Here is a 15887-nt window from a genome sequence, read left to right on the forward strand (position 1 = left end):
TCAGCGCCAGTCGTCGGTGTCGATGAGGATCGTCATCGGGCCGTCGTTGACCAGACTGACTTTCATATCGGCACCGAAAATACCGGTTTCGACATGCGCTCCCAGCTCGCGCAGGTGAGACACGAAGTGATTGACAAGTGGTTCCGAGACCGAGCCGGGTGCTGCCGCATTCCATGACGGCCGGCGACCCTTACGAGTGCTTGCGTAGAGGGTGAACTGGCTGACGACAAGGACCGGGGCGTCGATGTCGCTGGCTGATTTCTCGTCGGCGAGGATTCGCAGATTCCAGATCTTCTCGGCGAGTTTTTCGGCGTCCGCAATGGTGTCAGTGCCGGTCACTCCCACCAGAACGACGAGCCCCGGGCTGGCCAGAGTCCCAACCGTCTGGCCTTCGACATCGACCTGCGCACTGCTTGCTCTCTGAATGACGACTCGCACGGAAATCGAGTCTACGCAGTGAACCTCGTAGAATCAGGGTGTGGCTGTGGCTGATCTCGTTGTCCTGGTAACCGTCGCTGTGGTAGGCGCTGTTGTGCCGCTCGTTGCTGTGACACGAGTTCTTATTGCAGCTTGGCGCGGGTGAATCTGCCCCTTTCAGTACGTGACGAAACTTCTACCCAACACGAGGACCCATGCCCTTCCAGATTCCTGACGACCTGAATCGTGATCTCATGCCCCTGGCCTGGATGATTGGCCACTGGGAGGGAGAAGGACACGGCAATACCCCCGAGGACGGTGAGTTCAGCTTTGGGTGCCAGATCGACTTCACCGAGAACGGCGGGGATTACTTGCACTACATCTGCCAGACGTTCACCATGAACCCCGACGGGACTCCGGCGGCCCCGCTGCGTATGGAGACTGGTTTCTGGCGGCCCAATGTCGACACTCGCAAGATCGACGTCCTGATGGCTGCCCCGGAGGGCTGGGCGGAGATCTGGACCGGAACTATCGATGGAGCCAAGATCGAACTCGTCACCGACGCCGTTGCTCGTACCAAAGACGCCCTGGTTCCTTACACCGGCGGTCAGCGGCTGTACGGCCAAGTCGAGGGCGACTTGTTGTGGACCTTTGACCGAGCTACCACGGACGTTCCGCTGCAGCCGTACATGTGGGCTCGCCTCAAGAGGGCCTGAGATGGCTGATCCCGTGGTGTTGACCGACGGACCTGACGTCGGTTTGGTCTCTCACGTCGGCAATCCCGTCGCCGAGCAGCGGATCATGAGTGACGGCGGCGGATGGGTGGAACTGTCCAACCGTGAGGTGTTTACGGTTACCGGCCTCGATCGGTTGGGGTGGCTGCACTCTTTGACGTCCCAATACCTCGAGGGGCTGGAGGCTGGACGTACCACGACGAGTCTGGTGCTGTCACCTTCTGGTCACATCGAGCACGTCATACACGGAGTTGATGACGGAGAAACTTTCTGGGGCTGGACCGAGCCTGGTAGGGGGTCTGACCTCGTCGCGTGGTTGGACTCGATGCGTTTCATGCTGCGGGTAGAGGTGGCTTTGCGCCCGGACCTGACTGTTCGCTGGCTCGGATCGAAGGTTGCCACGCCGGTAGGTGCCGTCGTGCTGGATTCCGAGGTTGCCGATGGGCACGAAGTCATCATCCCAGTCGGCGTTGCTGGCCCTGACGATGCCGAACAGCTCGGTGTGCTGGCCTGGGATGCGTTGCGTATCGCCGCCGGAATCCCTCGTATCGGCATAGATACCGACCAGCGCACCATCCCCAACGAGATCGGCCTTTATGGTACGCATCTGAACAAGGGGTGTTACCGCGGCCAAGAGACCGTCGCCCGGGTGTACAACCTGGGACGTCCGCCGCGCCGGCTCACGATGCTCCAGCTTGATGGCTCCCGGGCGCAGCTGCCGGCTGTCGGTTCTGAGGTCTACGGTGGTGGACGTCGGGTTGGCGTTATGGGATCGTCCGCGACTCATCACGTCGACGGCCCTATTGGCCTTGCTCTGGTGCGTCGCAGTATTGACGTCACTCTAGAGCTGGAGATTGACGGAATTGCTGCTTGTCAGGAACCGCTCGTCGATCCTGAGGTCGGCTTGCATGTTCGCCCGGTAGTGTGAACCTGTGCACCTGTAATCAGCAGGGCCAAGGAGGACATACGTGAAGAAGGATTATTTCAACCGCACGCAGAAACTGGCGACGGTTGTGGTCGACGTCATCGTCTTCGTGGCTGGAATTTTCCTGTCATTTTGGATGCGTTTTGGAATGGTTATTCCGCAGCGGAATCTGGATGACGGAAAAGCTGCGCTTATGGCGTCGGTGATTGCATTCCTCATCGTCAATGTGTTATCAGGCGTTTATGTCCTGTACAACAAGACGCTCCTTGATATCGCGATCATTACGGTCGTCGACCAGGTCATCGTGACGATCGCCATCATGGCGCTGACCTTCTTTGGTCGATGGTTCGCCTTCCCACGCTCGGTCCTCCTCATTAACCTGCTGGTCGGGATAGTCCTGCTGTTCATCTGGCGCAGTCTCGAGTTCGTTGCCTATCGCCACTTGCGAGGGGTCAAACGAGTAATGCTGCTCGGCCCTCCGGAAATGCTCAATCGGGCCGTCATGAACTACATGGCCAACAAGGCGACCCGTCATCGCCTTACCCATGTGGTGCGCGGTCACTACCTGGAGCAGATCCGTGCCCACATTGATGAATTCGATACCGCCCATGTGTCCGATGAAATTCCTGCGTCGGAACGAGTAGCTATTTATGATCTGCTGTTGAGTGAGGGCAAAGAAATTTTCATGTCGACCTCGTTTGAGCACCTGCTGCTTATCAATCCGACAATTATGTCGATTGAGGACGAGACGATCATTGCCGCTAGTCCATTCAAAATCCCGGCGGAAATGGATATTGTCAAGAGGTTCTTCGACATCGTGCTGTCGTTGCTAGCCCTGGTAGTCCTCTCGCCCATTATGCTCGTCACTGCGATCTTGGTGAAAGCCAGCTCTCCTGGCCCGGTGTTCTACCGTCAGACGCGTGTCACCAAGGACGGCAAGGAATTCAAGATCCTTAAGTTCCGCTCCATGGGGGTGACTGCCGAGAAGGAATCCGGCCCCATGCTGGCTACCTCCAATGACCCGCGTGTCACTCCTGTTGGTAAGTACCTACGCAGCCTGCGTATTGATGAGATCCCGCAGCTCATCAACGTGCTCATCGGCGATATGTCGATCGTGGGACCGCGCCCGGAGCGCCCCTTCTTCGTCGATCAGTTCCAGGAGCAGAACGCCCACTACAAGTTGCGCCACAACGTCAGGGCTGGCATTACCGGTTATGCGCAGGTCTATGGCAAATACGCTTCAGACTTTGCTGCGAAGCTCAACTTCGATCTCATCTACATCAAGCAGTACTCACTGATCCTTGACGTGAAGATCATGATTCAGACGATCAAGATCCTCTTTGACAAGGTGTCCTCGCGAGGCGTTGACGAGACAGCCGAACCGGAGGAGGACATTCACGTGCCGTCCGGGGTCCAGCAACTGGACTGACGTCAGGACTGGCGGGCGACCTTGTACTGGGCTGCCTGAGCTCGAGGCCGGACAACCATGCGGTCGATGTTGACGTGGCTGGGAAGCCCGGAAATCCATCTGACACACTCGGCAATGTCTTCAGCCGTCAACGGAAAGTCAACTCCTTGGTAGACCTTGTCGGCCTTGGCCTGGTCACCGTGGAAACGGACGAGGGAAAACTCCTCGGTGTGGACCATGCCGGGGCTTACCTCACAGACCCGCACCGGATGTCCACACAGCTCGAGGCGCAGGGCCTCGACGATGGCGCGCTCGCCAGACTTGGCAGCGCAATACCCAGCACCGCCCTCGTAACCCCACTCGGCAGCGGTCGAGGTAATCGTGACGATGGTCCCCTCGGCGATTTCAAGCGCCGGCAGTAGGGCCTTGGTGACCCGTCCCATGCCCAGCACATTGGTTTGATACATCGTCGTCCAGGCATCGAGATCAGCCTCGGCGACTGGTTCCTGGCCGACGGCACCGCCAGCGTTGTTGACGAGGAGGTTAAGCTTACCGCCAACAATCTCGACGAGATTGTTCACTGACTCATCGCTGGTGACATCGCAAACCTCCGCTTGTCCGCCAATCTCGGCGGCAAGGGACTCAATGCGATCAACACGACGCGCGGCACAGATAACATGCCAGCCGTCTTCGGCCAAGGCGCGCGCCGTGGCCGCACCGATTCCCGAACTTGCTCCCGTGACCACTGCAGTTTTCGTCATGGTGCCATTGTCCTGCAGGCCACGAGTATGCGGAAGGTCCCGTCCATCGTTTTCGCAGCGATGGACGGGGAATGCTAGCTGACGAGGACCTCGACGCTTGAATCTGCCAGCTCCAGGGCCGCTGCGCGGGCTTCCTCAGGGCTGGAGGCTGACAGCGCGGCCTCGGCGATGTGACGGCATTCGTCCAGGCTGTGACGCGACAGTGCGGCCTTGACAGCGGTGATCTTCCCAGCAGCCATCGACAACGAACGCACGCCGACGCCGACCAGGACCAGAGCCAGCAGAGGGTCGCCGGCAGCTTCGCCACACACCCCGATGAGACGCTCACCGGCCCCATCACAGGTGGCCTTGACCAGCTGGATGACGGCGGGTTGCCACGGTGTCAGGAGGTCAGCCAAGTCGCCTTGCAGACGGTCGGCCGCCATTGCGTATTGGGCGAGGTCATTGGTGCCGATAGACGCGAAGTCCACCGACTCCAGCACTTGGGCTGAACGCAGAGCTGTTGACGGCACTTCGACCATAATGCCGACCGTTTTGATCCCAGCGGCGCGGGCACGCGAGGAGAACCAGTCGGCCTCAGCCTTTGTCGCAACCATCGGAGCCATGACGTAGGGGTCACGGCCGGTCTGTTCGGCAGCCTTGGCGAGAGCCTCGAGCTGGGCGTCAAGGAGGTCGGTGCGCACCTGGGACAGGCGCAGTCCTCGGCGTCCTAGGGCCGGGTTCTCCTCCGGGCCGAGGTTGGCGAAAGCCAGCGGTTTGTCGGCACCGGCGTCAAGGGTGCGGAACACCACCTTGGCGCCCTCATCGAAGGTCCTCAGCACAGTGGCGTAGGCCTCGGTCTGCTCGTCGATGGTCGGGGCGTCCTGGCGATCCAAGAAGAGGAACTCGGTGCGGAACAGACCGACTCCTTCAGCTCCCTTCTTCTTCGCTGTAGGGGCGTCCGAAGGGTTGCCGATGTTGGCCAGGACCAAGACGCGCTGGCCGTCTGACAAGGTGGCGTCACCGTCAGGAGCCGATGCCAGCACTTCGGCGCGACGGTTCGCCCGCTCAGTGAGTTCAGTGACAGCCGCCTCATCGGGTTCGACGAGAACCGTTCCGGTAACCCCGTCGAGGGCGAGCGGGGTGCCGTCCTCGATGTCGCGAGCTTCGCTGCACCGGACCACAGCTGGGATACCGATTTGGGAGGCGAGGATCGCGGTATGGCTAGTGGGTCCGCCAGCGACGGTGATGAGTCCTCGGACCAGTTCAGGGTTGAGGGTCGCGGTGTCGGCTGGAGCAAGGTCCTCAGCAACCAGGACCACGGGCGAGTCAAAAGAAGGTACCCCGGGTTCAGGCAGCCCCTGCATGACGGCGACTGCGCGGTCTCGGACGTTGCGCAGATCAGTGACGCGCTCGGCGAGGTAACCGCCGGCGGCACTCAACTGGGCGCAAAAGTCGTCGAAGGCTGCCCACAGAGCGTGGGCCGGACCCTGGCCTTCAGCCAAATGGGATTTGGTGCTGGCGAGCAATCCCGGGTCGCGGGCCATCATGGCAGTGGCCTGCAATACGGCGAAGGCCGATGGGTCGGCGTGCAGGGCGCGCTCGTCGAGACGATCAGCGACCTTGTTCAGTGCCGACTCAATGCGGGCCATGTCGGCCTCGGTGCCCTTACTGGGATCGGAATCAGGTAATCCGGGGGCGGGGGAGACGAGAAGGGCATATGCCTGCCCGACTCCGGCCGAGACCCCGAGCCCTGAGAGGGTCCGCATAAATATCAGGCCTCCGGGTCAGTCTGCAGATTGGCCACGAGGGAGTCGAGTACCTCATCGGCGTTGTCTCCCTCAGCGGTGAGCTCAACGGTCTCGCCGTGTTTAGCTCCCAGACCCATGACGGACAGGATCGAGCGAGCATCCACCGGCTCCTCGCCAGGACGGCCGATCTTGACGGCCAGGCCGGACTTTGACGCGGCCTGAACGAACATCGCGGCCGGACGGGCGTGCAGACCGCTTTGGGCTGCGATGGTGGTAGTGCGACTCGGCATGGTACGTCTCCTTGATGGGATTTATTCGTTGGAACCGACCATAGCCGACGATAGGACGACGCGAACTGGTGGGCCAGGGTCGATAGAGTGCAAACCATGGTTGATGAGCACACTCGGCCCGTCGTCGCTGTTGTCGTTGCGGCCGGCCTGGGGACACGGTTTGGTGGCCCTATTCCTAAACAGATCACCTCACTGACTGGAAAGGCTGTCGTCGCCGTGGCGGTGGAATCACTGGCCGCAGGCGGTTGTGACGAGGCCGTCGTGGTGGTGAAAGAGGGTATGCACAACCATCTGCAACTGGCTTTGGCAGCCTCTCCTATTCCCGTTCACTTCGTCACGGGAGGGGAAACTCGTCAGGATTCGGTGCGCAATGGACTTCGCTACATTGCCAACGACGACCGCCTCAGCCTGGCCACCACCGTTCTCATCCATGACGCCGTTCGCCCGCTGGTGCCCGCCTACATCGTTGAGGATGTCATTGAGGCGGTCGAAGCCGGGGCAGTCGCGGTGGCTCCGGTCGTCGAGGTCACAGACACCATTCGACAGGTTGACGGCGACGTTTCCCGTGTCATCGACCGCTCCACTCTCCGTGCCGTCCAAACCCCGCAGGGATTCGATCGCACCGTTATCACGGAATGTCATGAGCAGCTCGCCCAGGATGGTGGCACAGTCACCGATGACATTTCATGCTGTGAGCGTTATGGACATCGCGCCACCTTGGTTGAAGGCTCCCGAATGGCGCTCAAGATCACTGAACCGGTCGACCTCGACATTGCCGAGGTCTTGGCCAAAGCCGCAGCTGGAGCTGGGCACCACTCCGGTCGTCGAGTGGGCCGGATGCTGCGGGCGGTTACCCCGAGCAAGGTTGCCGACAAGTTAGGCCGCGGGGGCAAGGAGTGATGGAGATCCGGACCGGCATTGGAACCGACGTCCATCAACTTAGGTACGGGGTACCCATGCACATTGCTGGTTTGTACTTCCCTGACGAGAAGGTCGGCTTGGCCGGTCATTCTGACGGCGACGTCGCGTGCCATGCCATCTGTGACGCATTGCTGTCGGCAACTGGCTTGGGAGATGTTGGTGCTGTTTTCGGAACCTCCGATCCGCAGTGGGCCGGAGCTGCCGGAGTGGCCCTGCTGGGCCATGTTGTCGAGCTTGTCACTGCTGAGGGTTGGGCGATCCAGAACGCAGCGGTGCAGATTGTGGGGCAGCGTCCGCGCATGGCAGCCCGGCGGTCTGAAGCAGAATCCATGCTGACGAGGATCGTCGGAGCCCCGGTGTCAGTGTCGGCAACGACAACCGATCATCTTGGGTTTACCGGACGCGGCGAAGGTGTCGCGGCGATTGCGTCGGCTCTCGTCACCCGTCAGGTTTGACGGCGGAACAGGGGCCGGGATGTGTTCAGTATGACGTGGGCTGCCCTGCGGGAGCGCAGCCACGGCGTGACAGACAAAGCCGTGACTTCCCGGTAGAGGTGTCGTCCTGCTTTTCCCATAGATTCGGGATCGATGGATTCGTGATCGGGAGGGTCCATAGAGTCGGAGACGGGCTATTATCAGCAACCTGGTTTAGCATTGTCTAGGTACCCCTTGGTGGACCGCATCCAAGGGCGACGAGGTTTCCCGGAGGAGGGGTCACCATGATCGAGAAGACGATTCTCGTTTGCTGTGGTACCGGTATCGCAACATCGGTGCAGGTCGCCAATAAGCTCCAGCGGCTGCTTCGTGAGCGTGGAGTCAACGCCAGAATGAAGCATTGTCGCGTTGCGCAGGTGCCGAAGGCCGTCGAGGAGTTTGCGCCTGACGCAATTGTTTCGACGACTGCGGTGAAGCAGCCTCATGAGAATGTCAAGATGTTTCGTGGCGTCGCATTCCTGACCGGCGTTGATGAAGGACGGGTAGCCGACGAGATTGCGGCTGCGCTGAAGTCGTGATAGCTGGCTCTTCGTGATTGAGGGCGCAGATGGGTGTTGGGGTGTAGGGAGGGCGAGGCTCCCGATGATGGAAGCTGTCACACGTACAACGCCTCGACATGGTTAACGTTATCTGTGCCACCGCGCCACCCCCGATCGGACCACCTCGTGCCGTCTCAACGAGTTTGGACTGGTGGCCAATGGTGGCAAGTATCGGCTTGCCGAGTCGTTCAATTGGAGTTCAATTGGATGAGTGGTGTCACCGCTGTGGAGTCCAGGGAACCCCACGCGGAACGGTGCCCGCCGAGTCGCTCTCGCACCGGTAACAAGACCGCCGCAGCACGCTGTTTGTCAGTGAGACCCGTGTGGAGGTGGAAGCAACTCGGGGTGTGTATCAGCGTATCGTTGCCGCCTACCGTGATCCTGACTGCTGACAAGGTGAAGAGGCACTGTAAGCGGTGATCGATTTCCCCGCACGGTGTGCCCACCGTTTTACCTGAGTTGTTCAGTCCGGGGCGAATATTGAGGCGTTAGGCTGCCGCATTGTGGCCTGATTTGACCGGCCTCGTACTGATAACGGTCTCATCGAGGCCATCAATGGGCGGCTAAAACACTTACGCGACACACCTTCCGCAACCTTGACCCACTCACCACTCCTCAACACCGCGACGCCATCAACCATCTACGTCTTCAATTGCGAAACAAAGGGGACTCGCCATATTTGTGGCGAACCCCCGTTTGCTGAACGATCTCAGGAGGCGAGAACCTCTTCAAGCATTTTCTCTGCCTCGTCGTCTGTTAGTTTCTTGGCGAGAGCGAGTTCGGAGACAAGAATTTGACGAGCTTTCGAGAGCATTCGCTTTTCGCCAGCTGACAGGCCGCGATCTCGTTCCCGGCGCCACAAGTCACGAACGACCTCGGCGACCTTGAGGACGTTGCCGGAGTGAAGCTTCTCGAGGTTAGCCTTGTAGCGACGAGACCAGTTGGACGGCTCCTCAACATTGGTCTGGCGCAGAACCTTGAAAACTTTCTCGAGGCCCTCGTCGTCGACGACGTCTCGGAGGCCGACAAGATCGACATTGCTGGATGGCACTCGCACAACCAAATCGTTTTGTCCAAGAATTCTTAGGACGAGGTAGAGCTTTTCCTCGCCTTTGATAGTGCGAGTCTCGATGTCCTCGACCACGGCAGCGCCGTGATTCGGGTAAACAACGGTTTCACCAACATTGAAAGTCATTTGTGCGGCCCCTTTCGTGCGCTAATTATATCACCTAATATTAATAGAAGTCAATTACTATTTTGTGGTGATACCTCAAATAACCCTGGATTTCGCCGCCTCGAAGCCGAAGACGGGTTGCGGTGTCGAAGGAGATCGCGGGCTGCTTTGATTGGTCATGAAGGCCCTGGCTGACATCAATTCGGCTAGACTCAGCGACGACGTTGCACCCCCGAAAGAGGAGATTCCACGATGATCGACCGTCGCCGGACGATTGCCGCCCTTGCTGCCGTCGGGGTTCTTGGCTTGGCCGCTTGTGGCGCCGATCCCAAGGTCCTCACCAGCTACACCCCTGCTGCCGGTGTCAGTGGTGAGTCGGACACCGTGAAGGTGCAGAACTTGTTGCTTATTAACGGTGACGGTCAGGCCCGTGTCTCCGGTGCCGTCATTTCCAGCAAGGATGACAAGGTTGTCGAAATCACGGGACAACCTCTCACGGCGAACAACTCCCTGGCTGGCCAGGCTTTTACCGTGGCGTCGAGTGACGTTGATCTTCCGGCCCGGACCTCGGTCAACCTTACGGAGTCCAGTCTTCAAGCTCCCGTCGAGGGCTTGTCGGACGGACTGTTGGCGAAAGTGACGATCAAGTTCGCCAAGTCTGCGCCGATCACTGTGGATGCCCCAGTCGTGCCGTCCACCCACCCCGACTTCGAGAAATACGCTCCCTCGGAGTCCCCGGCAGCCCAGTCCTGACAGGGTTTCGTCACGATGGATGGTCTGCGGTCACGTCGGGGCGACGGTCGTCTTTGAGACTTAGGCCTGGAATTTGTAGCCCAGGCCACGCACCGTGGTGATCCGCGCCGGGTGCGAGGGATCTTGCTCGATTTTCGCTCGCAGCCTCTTGACATGGACATCGAGGGTCTTGGTGTCGCCAACGTAATCGACTCCCCACACCCGGTCGATGAGGGAGGCGCGAGTCATGACGCGCCCGGCATTGCGGAGCAACACCTCAAGCAAATCGAATTCCTTAAGAGCCAGGCGCACAGCCTTCCCGTCAACGCTGACCTCATGGCGCTCGACGTCCATCCGTACACCGTTTTCTTCAAGGATGTCGGGGGATACCTCGATATCAGGGCCGCCGCGCCGAGTAACAGCGCGAATTCGTGCCACCAATTCCCGGTGGCTGAACGGTTTGGTGACGTAGTCGTCAGCTCCCAGCTCCAGGCCAACGACCTTGTCGATCTCGGAATCCCTGGCCGTCACCATAATGATCCCGACGTTTCCTCGTTGGCGTAGCTGTCGACAGACCTCAGTCCCCGGAATGCCTGGCATCATGAGATCGAGCAGGACGATATCGGCGCCATTGCGTGAGTAGCTCTCCAGTCCGTCAGCGCCATTGGCGGCGGTGTCGACCTCAAATCCTTCCTTGCGCAACATGAAGGCGATGGCCTCGCGGTAGGACTCCTCGTCCTCGATTATGAGTACGCGGGTCATGACTCCTCCTGATCGGATTCGTGGTAATGGACGGCGTCAAGGGTGGGAAATCGAAGGGTGAAAGTTGACCCCTGGCCCAGTTTGCTCCACACGTCGACAGATCCCCCGTGCGCCTGGCAGGTGTGCTTGACCAGTGACAGCCCCAGGCCGGTTCCACCGTTTTCCCGAGATCGGGAGTAGTCAACCCGGTAGAACCGTTCGAAGATGCGTTCTTGGTCAGCTTCGCTGATACCAATTCCGTTGTCTGCGACTGCAATCGCGATGACGTCGGTGTCGACATCGCGTACACGCTTTGCCGAGACAGCGACTCGTGCTTTCGGTTCGGAATACACGATGGCGTTCTGAATAAGGTTTGCGATGGCTTCAGTCAGCTGGCTCTGGTCTCCGAGAACCCACAGATTATCCTCGCACCGGACCACCAAGGAGACTTCCCTGGTAGCTGCAAGTTCTCGATGGCGGCAGACAGCCTCGTCGACAATGTCAGCCACGCACACCGGTTCGGCACGCAGCAGCGGTTCGTCTGTCTGTAACCGGGACAAATCGATGATCTGCGTGACGAGGGCAGACAGCCGTGTGGACTCCGCCGTCAACCGCTGTGAGAAGTGTCGAACAGCGTCCGGATCATCGGCAGCGCCTTCGATGGCCTCAGCGAGGATAGAGACGGCACCAATCGGGGTTTTTAACTCATGGGAGACGTTGGCTACGAAGTCTCTGCGGGTCTCGGCAAGTCTGATGTGTCGTGAACTGTCGGTCGCCGAGACAATCGCGTTGCCGTGGTCGTCAAGGGGGCCTACATGCACCGTGAGGATGAGGTTGGCACCGGTGGACGCCCGTTTCACCCCCATAGTGTCGACGATGTTTCGGTCTTCGCGTCGTGCCGTGCGGACCAAAGCCAGGAGGGTGTCGTCGGCGATGCGCGAGCCGCGCACGAGTTCCATGGACCGAGCACCGACAGTGGTGTGGAGCACCTCATCATGGGGCCCGACGACAACGGCCGCTTCAGTGACCAGATCAAGGGCTCGGGCCAAGGTCGGATCGACGTCAAGGGCCTCGATGTCGGTGGCGAGGGTGTCGACGGGGTGACGAGATGATTCCATCGCGCGGATGATGAGGACCGTCAACCCGGCACCGATAACGGCACCAATGATCGCTGCCAGAATCATGCCCACGTTTCGCATAATAGGGGGGTAGCCATGGTCTGCGTCACCCGTATGTCAGGAAGGGACGACAAGGTCACCTGCCGTTCATTCAAGGTTCACGATTGCGCCATACGAGCGAAACGTCTCGGTCTTCAGGGTCGATAGGCTTAGTGAGACCCCACTATGGAAGGACACCGGGATGCGTGAGAGCTACCACGACGAGCTCAATGCCACCTGCGGCAGGATTTTGACGATGGCCGAGTTGGTTCGGGTCGCTGTCAAGGACGCCACTGCGGCTCTCATCGGTGCGGACCTGACCACCGCTGAGCGCGTCATTTCCGACGATTCAAAGGTTGACGATCTGAACGAGGAGATCGAGCGTCGTTGTTTTGATTTGCTTGCCCGTCAAGCCCCGGTCGCTGGCGAGCTGCGCACCGTCGTCGCGGTGTTGAGGATGTGTTACGAGCTTGCCCGGATGGGTGACCTCGCGGCCCACGTCGCAAAGATTGCTCGGTTGCGCTTTCCTGACATCGCTGTGCCGCCGGTTGTTGCTGACGAGTTCGTTGAGATGTCGAAGATTGCCGATTCCATGATCGCCAAGGCTGAGAGGACCCTCGCTGATCGCGACGCGAAGGCTGCGGAGTCCTTGGCTACTGAGGATTCCAAGATGGACGAGCTGCGGCGTGACCAGTTCCGTCTGTTGCTGGGCGACGAGTGGACATATGGTGTCGAGAGCGCCGTTGACACTGCCCTGCTCGGTCGTTACTACGAGCGCATCGCAGACCACGCCGTCGCCGTCGGTTCTCGCGTCATCTACATCGTTACAGGTAAGGGTCCAGCTGGCGAGGATTGGCCGACTGCCTACTGACCCATCGATTCACTGCAAACCCCCGTGTCGTCGTCTACCTGCGGCGATGTGGGGGTTTGTCGTGTCGCACATTAAGATGGCTTGTACTGAGTACGTACAATCAAAGTTCCCAACCTGCCGTGGTATACGGCTAATTATTGTCAGTGAGGTCTTTGCACATGGCTTTCGCATTCCGCAAGAAAACGATGGCTGGCGCTGTCGTTCTCGTCACCACCGTTTCAATGGCCATCGCAGGGTGCGCCAGCAACGATCCCGAGTCTGCTAGCTCCCCGTCAAAATCACCTGCCAGCGCGTCACAATCCGCATCGAAGACTCCGCCGTCCAAGACTCCCGTCGCTAAGCCCAGCGTTTCGAGCGGCGCAAGTGTGCCCGCCGGAATGCCGAGCGGCCCGGTGCCCAGCGGTAAGTATGGAGTCGGTGTCGCTGTGACAAAACCGGATTGCGCAGAGCCGCCGTCCAATTATTCGCCGTTCAAGGCTCCCGGCACCGTCGTCAAGGACATCGAAGGGTTGGAGCCGGGAACGAACCATGGAACGGCGGCCGACAAGTACGCCTACCCTGCTGCCGTGGTGAATGAATGGCTGTCCAAGCCGTCCACCCAGCCGAAAGACAAGAAGATCGTCTTCGTGACCTTCGACGATGGTCCGACGACCAAGTTCACTGGAGAGCAGCTCGACAACTTAGAGAAGGCGGACGCTCGCGCGACCTTCTTCATGATCGCCCCTCAGCTGCGTGACGTGGCGCCGGATATGCTCAGCCGTTCGCTCAAGATGGGTAATGCGCTGGCGCTGCATTCTTACTCACACGATTACAAGTACCTCTACCACGGCACTGCCGAGAACAAGGCCAACCACATTGGCTGCGACTGGGATTGGGCCATGGCGCAGTCTCGGGCGATCCTGGGTTCGAATTACTTTTCCTCGGCATTCCGCTACCCAGGTGGTCACATGTCGTGGACGAAGCTGGACCAGGCTGACGATGCCTTGGCCAAGCGTGGCGCTGCGTGGATCGACTGGAATGCGATGAGTGGCGATGCTGACGCTGAGCGTCCCACGACCGTTGCGGGCTACTTGGAGATGGTCAAGAAGACCATCAACGAGTCCGACAATCCGAACGTCGTCGTTATCCTCAACCACGACACCTACGGCAAGCAGATGACCGTCGATGCCATGCCCTCGATTCTTAAGTGGCTCAAGAGCGAGGGATACGAGTTCGGGGTCATCGCCTGATCGTCGACCTCGTCTGGGTACAGAACCGATGTGGATACCGATTCGTACTTAGCTCATCTGGCCGTATCTGGCTCATCTGAGCATAAAGGTGGCGCCCCGGGACTATTTCCGGGGCGCCATTCTTTGTCGTCTCAGGCTTTCGTATCCGTCACGAACTTACTTGTTTCCCTGGTTGGCGACGGCCTTAGCACCGGCGGCAGCAGCCTCTGGGTCGAGGTAGCGGCCCCCCTTGGTAATCGGCTTGAGGTCGTCATCCAGCTCGTAGAGCAGTGGAATACCGGTCGGGATATTGAGCCCAGCGATGTCCTCGTCGCTGATCTGGTCAAGGTGCTTAACGAGGGCGCGCAGGGAATTGCCGTGGGCAGCAACCAGCACCGTCTTGCCAGCCTTGAGGTCAGCGGCGATGTCGGAGGTGAAATACGGCACCATACGAGCCACGACATCCTTGAGGCATTCGGCTACCGGACGCTCAGACTCAGGGATGTCGGCGTAGCGCGGGTCGTTGAACTGGCTGAACTCGCCGTCATGTGCGAGGTCCGGCGGACGCACGTCGTAGGAGCGACGCCATGCCATGAACTGATCGTTGCCGTACTTCTCCTTGGTCTCGGCCTTGTTCAGACCCTGCAGAGCGCCGTAGTGACGCTCGTTGAGACGCCAAGAGCGGTGTACCGGGATCCAGTGGCGATCGCAGCCGTCCAAAGCCAGGTAGGCAGTGTGGATGGCGCGACGCAGCAGGGAGGTATGAACGACGTCGGGAAGGAGGTTTTCCTTCTTGAGGAGGACGGCGGCGTTGCGGGCTTCGCCCTCGCCTTTCTCATTGAGATCGACGTCCACCCAGCCAGTGAACAGGTTCTTGGAGTTCCACTCGCTCTCGCCATGGCGGAGCAGGATGAGCTTTGCAGTCATGGTTCCACCATAGTGTGTCAGCGTGACGGAGCATTAGGTGGCTGGCTCGATCGCGTTCATAACCGCCCTGACCGCCCGATGTACGTCAGCGTCATCTGCCGTAATGAGGAGGCGGCACGACGGTGGATCTTGCAGCAGGTCGATCACGGCACCGAGCATTCCGACCTGGTTGTGCGGGTCGGTAACCAGGGGCCAAATGCTCAGCCTGACGTCTAATTTGCGTTCCGGGTCGTCCATGGCATGGAAAACCGTGGTTCGCTTGTTTCGACACACCACCAGGCCGGGAGCAATAACGTGGTCAGGATCGACATGGGGAATCGCAACTTGGGTGTGGCCAAAGTCCAACCCGGTGGGGTAGGTGGCTTCTCTGCCTTCTGCAGCTGTCAGGAAGGACGGTTTTGCGAGCCCTTCGTCCACGAGTCGGGAACTGACGGTGGCAAACAGTTCGTGGGATGTCGTGGCGTCCAGGTCGATGACCAGGAGGCGTGGCTCAGTCATCCAACGCCTTGAGATCGTCAGCGATCTGGTCGGCAAGCTCGCTGGCGCCCACACCAGTCAGTAATGGGGTGCCCCGGTAAACTTTGATCCCCTCATCATGAAATGTGATGGCGGTGGTGACGACGATAGCGTCCGGGTGGAACGCTTCTATCTGAGCAGGGACGTTGGCCGTCTTGCACTCCTTCATCGTCGCGGCTACCCCGCGATCACGCAGCATTCGCTGCAGTTTATTGGCCACCTGAACGGAGGTGGCGATGCCGGTGCCACAGCAGACCAGGATCTTCTTGTTGACCATCAGTACCTCTCCTCGATGACGAGCTCACCCCGTCAGTCGATCTGGGACACGGTGAGAAGGGGACA

Annotated in this window: 19 protein-coding genes and 1 pseudogene; 9 read left to right on the top strand and 11 right to left on the bottom strand. The window is 59.7% G+C overall.

Annotated elements, in window-relative coordinates:
* A complete protein-coding gene (gene dtd / locus Q4B98_RS07245) occupies positions 1-438 on the bottom strand; it encodes a D-aminoacyl-tRNA deacylase (protein ID WP_303196456.1) in 438 nt (145 codons plus the stop codon).
* Positions 439-632: 194 nt separating this feature from the next.
* Between dtd and Q4B98_RS07250 the strand changes: the two genes are divergently transcribed.
* Genes Q4B98_RS07250 through Q4B98_RS07260 form a run of 3 tightly spaced genes read left to right on the top strand, consistent with a single transcriptional unit; the run spans position 633 to position 3505 of the window.
* Positions 633-1133: an FABP family protein gene (locus Q4B98_RS07250; protein WP_303196457.1), complete on the top strand. Its 501-nt coding sequence runs from the start codon at positions 633-635 to the stop codon at positions 1131-1133.
* A gap of 1 nt (position 1134) precedes the next feature.
* Positions 1135-2079 (top strand): folate-binding protein YgfZ, encoded by a 945-nt coding sequence (locus tag Q4B98_RS07255; protein ID WP_303196458.1) that lies wholly within the window; start codon positions 1135-1137, stop codon positions 2077-2079.
* A 40-nt stretch (positions 2080-2119) separates the two neighbouring features.
* Positions 2120-3505: a sugar transferase gene (locus Q4B98_RS07260; RefSeq protein WP_303196459.1), complete on the top strand. Its 1386-nt coding sequence runs from the start codon at positions 2120-2122 to the stop codon at positions 3503-3505.
* Positions 3506-3507: 2 nt separating this feature from the next.
* Here the strand turns inward: Q4B98_RS07260 and Q4B98_RS07265 are convergent, their stop codons facing one another.
* From Q4B98_RS07265 to Q4B98_RS07275, 3 genes are all read right to left on the bottom strand, one after another.
* Positions 3508-4245 carry an SDR family NAD(P)-dependent oxidoreductase gene (locus tag Q4B98_RS07265; RefSeq protein ID WP_303196460.1) on the bottom strand — a complete coding sequence of 246 codons (738 nt, stop codon included), beginning with the start codon at positions 4243-4245 and terminating at the stop codon, positions 3508-3510.
* Between the two features lie 74 nt (positions 4246-4319).
* Positions 4320-5993 carry a phosphoenolpyruvate--protein phosphotransferase gene (gene ptsP, locus Q4B98_RS07270; protein ID WP_303196461.1) on the bottom strand — a complete coding sequence of 558 codons (1674 nt, stop codon included), beginning with the start codon at positions 5991-5993 and terminating at the stop codon, positions 4320-4322.
* 5 nt (positions 5994-5998) lie between these two features.
* Complete coding sequence (locus Q4B98_RS07275) at positions 5999-6265, bottom strand: HPr family phosphocarrier protein (RefSeq protein ID WP_303196462.1); 267 nt, start codon at positions 6263-6265, stop codon at positions 5999-6001.
* Between the two features lie 96 nt (positions 6266-6361).
* On the opposite strand from Q4B98_RS07275, the gene ispD reads away from it, so the two are divergent.
* From ispD to Q4B98_RS07290, 3 genes are all read left to right on the top strand, one after another.
* Positions 6362-7165, top strand: coding sequence for a 2-C-methyl-D-erythritol 4-phosphate cytidylyltransferase (gene ispD / locus Q4B98_RS07280; RefSeq protein WP_303196463.1), 804 nt, complete (start codon positions 6362-6364; stop codon positions 7163-7165).
* Positions 7165-7641: a 2-C-methyl-D-erythritol 2,4-cyclodiphosphate synthase gene (gene ispF, locus Q4B98_RS07285; RefSeq protein ID WP_303196464.1), complete on the top strand. Its 477-nt coding sequence runs from the start codon at positions 7165-7167 to the stop codon at positions 7639-7641. Before ispD ends, ispF begins: the two co-directional genes overlap by 1 nt.
* Before the next feature lie 263 nt (positions 7642-7904).
* Positions 7905-8198: a PTS sugar transporter subunit IIB gene (locus tag Q4B98_RS07290; RefSeq protein WP_303196465.1), complete on the top strand. Its 294-nt coding sequence runs from the start codon at positions 7905-7907 to the stop codon at positions 8196-8198.
* A gap of 730 nt (positions 8199-8928) precedes the next feature.
* Here the strand turns inward: Q4B98_RS07290 and Q4B98_RS07295 are convergent.
* On the bottom strand, positions 8929-9414 hold the full coding sequence (locus Q4B98_RS07295; RefSeq protein ID WP_303196466.1) for a CarD family transcriptional regulator: 486 nt from the start codon (positions 9412-9414) through the stop codon (positions 8929-8931).
* A 157-nt stretch (positions 9415-9571) separates the two neighbouring features.
* On the opposite strand from Q4B98_RS07295, the pseudogene Q4B98_RS07300 reads away from it, so the two are divergent.
* Positions 9572-10146 (top strand): annotated as a pseudogene (locus tag Q4B98_RS07300) (hypothetical protein).
* A 60-nt stretch (positions 10147-10206) separates the two neighbouring features.
* Here the strand turns inward: Q4B98_RS07300 and Q4B98_RS07305 are convergent.
* Together Q4B98_RS07305 and Q4B98_RS07310 are read right to left on the bottom strand one after the other, a co-directional pair.
* Entirely contained in the window at positions 10207-10887 is a 681-nt protein-coding gene (locus tag Q4B98_RS07305) for a response regulator transcription factor (RefSeq protein ID WP_303196467.1), read from the bottom strand.
* Positions 10884-12065, bottom strand: coding sequence for a cell wall metabolism sensor histidine kinase WalK (locus Q4B98_RS07310; RefSeq protein WP_303196468.1), 1182 nt, complete (start codon positions 12063-12065; stop codon positions 10884-10886). Before Q4B98_RS07310 ends, Q4B98_RS07305 begins: the two co-directional genes overlap by 4 nt.
* 160 nt (positions 12066-12225) lie before the next feature.
* Between Q4B98_RS07310 and phoU the strand changes: the two genes are divergently transcribed.
* Positions 12226-12894, top strand: a complete 669-nt coding sequence (phoU, locus tag Q4B98_RS07315; RefSeq protein ID WP_303196469.1) for a phosphate signaling complex protein PhoU — start codon at positions 12226-12228, stop codon at positions 12892-12894.
* Positions 12895-13024: 130 nt separating this feature from the next.
* Here the strand turns inward: phoU and Q4B98_RS07320 are convergent, their stop codons facing one another.
* Complete coding sequence (locus tag Q4B98_RS07320) at positions 13025-13219, bottom strand: hypothetical protein (RefSeq protein ID WP_303196470.1); 195 nt, start codon at positions 13217-13219, stop codon at positions 13025-13027.
* A gap of 67 nt (positions 13220-13286) precedes the next feature.
* Here Q4B98_RS07320 and Q4B98_RS07325 point away from each other — a divergent pair, with 67 nt between their 5' ends.
* Complete coding sequence (locus tag Q4B98_RS07325; RefSeq protein ID WP_303196581.1) at positions 13287-14123, top strand: polysaccharide deacetylase family protein; 837 nt, start codon at positions 13287-13289, stop codon at positions 14121-14123.
* A gap of 156 nt (positions 14124-14279) precedes the next feature.
* Here Q4B98_RS07325 and Q4B98_RS07330 read toward each other — a convergent pair whose 3' ends face one another.
* From Q4B98_RS07330 to Q4B98_RS07340, 3 genes are read right to left on the bottom strand one after another with little or no spacing between them, the layout of a single operon-like run.
* Positions 14280-15029 carry a phosphoglyceromutase gene (locus Q4B98_RS07330; RefSeq protein ID WP_303196471.1) on the bottom strand — a complete coding sequence of 250 codons (750 nt, stop codon included), beginning with the start codon at positions 15027-15029 and terminating at the stop codon, positions 14280-14282.
* 33 nt (positions 15030-15062) lie between these two features.
* On the bottom strand, positions 15063-15527 hold the full coding sequence (locus Q4B98_RS07335; protein ID WP_303196472.1) for a PTS sugar transporter subunit IIA: 465 nt from the start codon (positions 15525-15527) through the stop codon (positions 15063-15065).
* Positions 15520-15822, bottom strand: a complete 303-nt coding sequence (locus tag Q4B98_RS07340; RefSeq protein ID WP_303196473.1) for a PTS sugar transporter subunit IIB — start codon at positions 15820-15822, stop codon at positions 15520-15522. The genes Q4B98_RS07335 and Q4B98_RS07340 overlap by 8 nt, the downstream gene beginning before the upstream one ends.
* Positions 15823-15887: the final 65 nt, after the last annotated feature.

The sequence above is a fragment of the Cutibacterium sp. genome (assembly GCF_030525615.1).
Taxonomy (GTDB): Bacteria; Actinomycetota; Actinomycetes; order Propionibacteriales; family Propionibacteriaceae; genus Cutibacterium.

Bases quoted from the DNA above. Each gene is read 5' to 3' on its own strand.
- Q4B98_RS07275 (WP_303196462.1), bottom strand. From the start codon at position 6,265: ATGCCGAGTCGCACTACCACCATCGCAGCCCAAAGCGGTCTGCACGCC.
- Q4B98_RS07290 (WP_303196465.1), top strand. From the start codon at position 7,905: ATGATCGAGAAGACGATTCTCGTTTGCTGTGGTACCGGTATCGCAACA.
- Q4B98_RS07250 (WP_303196457.1), top strand. From the start codon at position 633: ATGCCCTTCCAGATTCCTGACGACCTGAATCGTGATCTCATGCCCCTG.
- Q4B98_RS07295 (WP_303196466.1), bottom strand. From the start codon at position 9,414: ATGACTTTCAATGTTGGTGAAACCGTTGTTTACCCGAATCACGGCGCT.
- ptsP (WP_303196461.1), bottom strand. From the start codon at position 5,993: ATGCGGACCCTCTCAGGGCTCGGGGTCTCGGCCGGAGTCGGGCAGGCA.
- Q4B98_RS07330 (WP_303196471.1), bottom strand. From the start codon at position 15,029: ATGACTGCAAAGCTCATCCTGCTCCGCCATGGCGAGAGCGAGTGGAAC.
- Q4B98_RS07335 (WP_303196472.1), bottom strand. From the start codon at position 15,527: ATGACTGAGCCACGCCTCCTGGTCATCGACCTGGACGCCACGACATCC.
- Q4B98_RS07265 (WP_303196460.1), bottom strand. From the start codon at position 4,245: ATGACGAAAACTGCAGTGGTCACGGGAGCAAGTTCGGGAATCGGTGCG.
- ispD (WP_303196463.1), top strand. From the start codon at position 6,362: ATGGTTGATGAGCACACTCGGCCCGTCGTCGCTGTTGTCGTTGCGGCC.
- Q4B98_RS07255 (WP_303196458.1), top strand. From the start codon at position 1,135: ATGGCTGATCCCGTGGTGTTGACCGACGGACCTGACGTCGGTTTGGTC.
- Q4B98_RS07340 (WP_303196473.1), bottom strand. From the start codon at position 15,822: ATGGTCAACAAGAAGATCCTGGTCTGCTGTGGCACCGGCATCGCCACC.
- Q4B98_RS07305 (WP_303196467.1), bottom strand. From the start codon at position 10,887: ATGACCCGCGTACTCATAATCGAGGACGAGGAGTCCTACCGCGAGGCC.
- Q4B98_RS07310 (WP_303196468.1), bottom strand. From the start codon at position 12,065: ATGCGAAACGTGGGCATGATTCTGGCAGCGATCATTGGTGCCGTTATC.
- phoU (WP_303196469.1), top strand. From the start codon at position 12,226: ATGCGTGAGAGCTACCACGACGAGCTCAATGCCACCTGCGGCAGGATT.
- ispF (WP_303196464.1), top strand. From the start codon at position 7,165: ATGGAGATCCGGACCGGCATTGGAACCGACGTCCATCAACTTAGGTAC.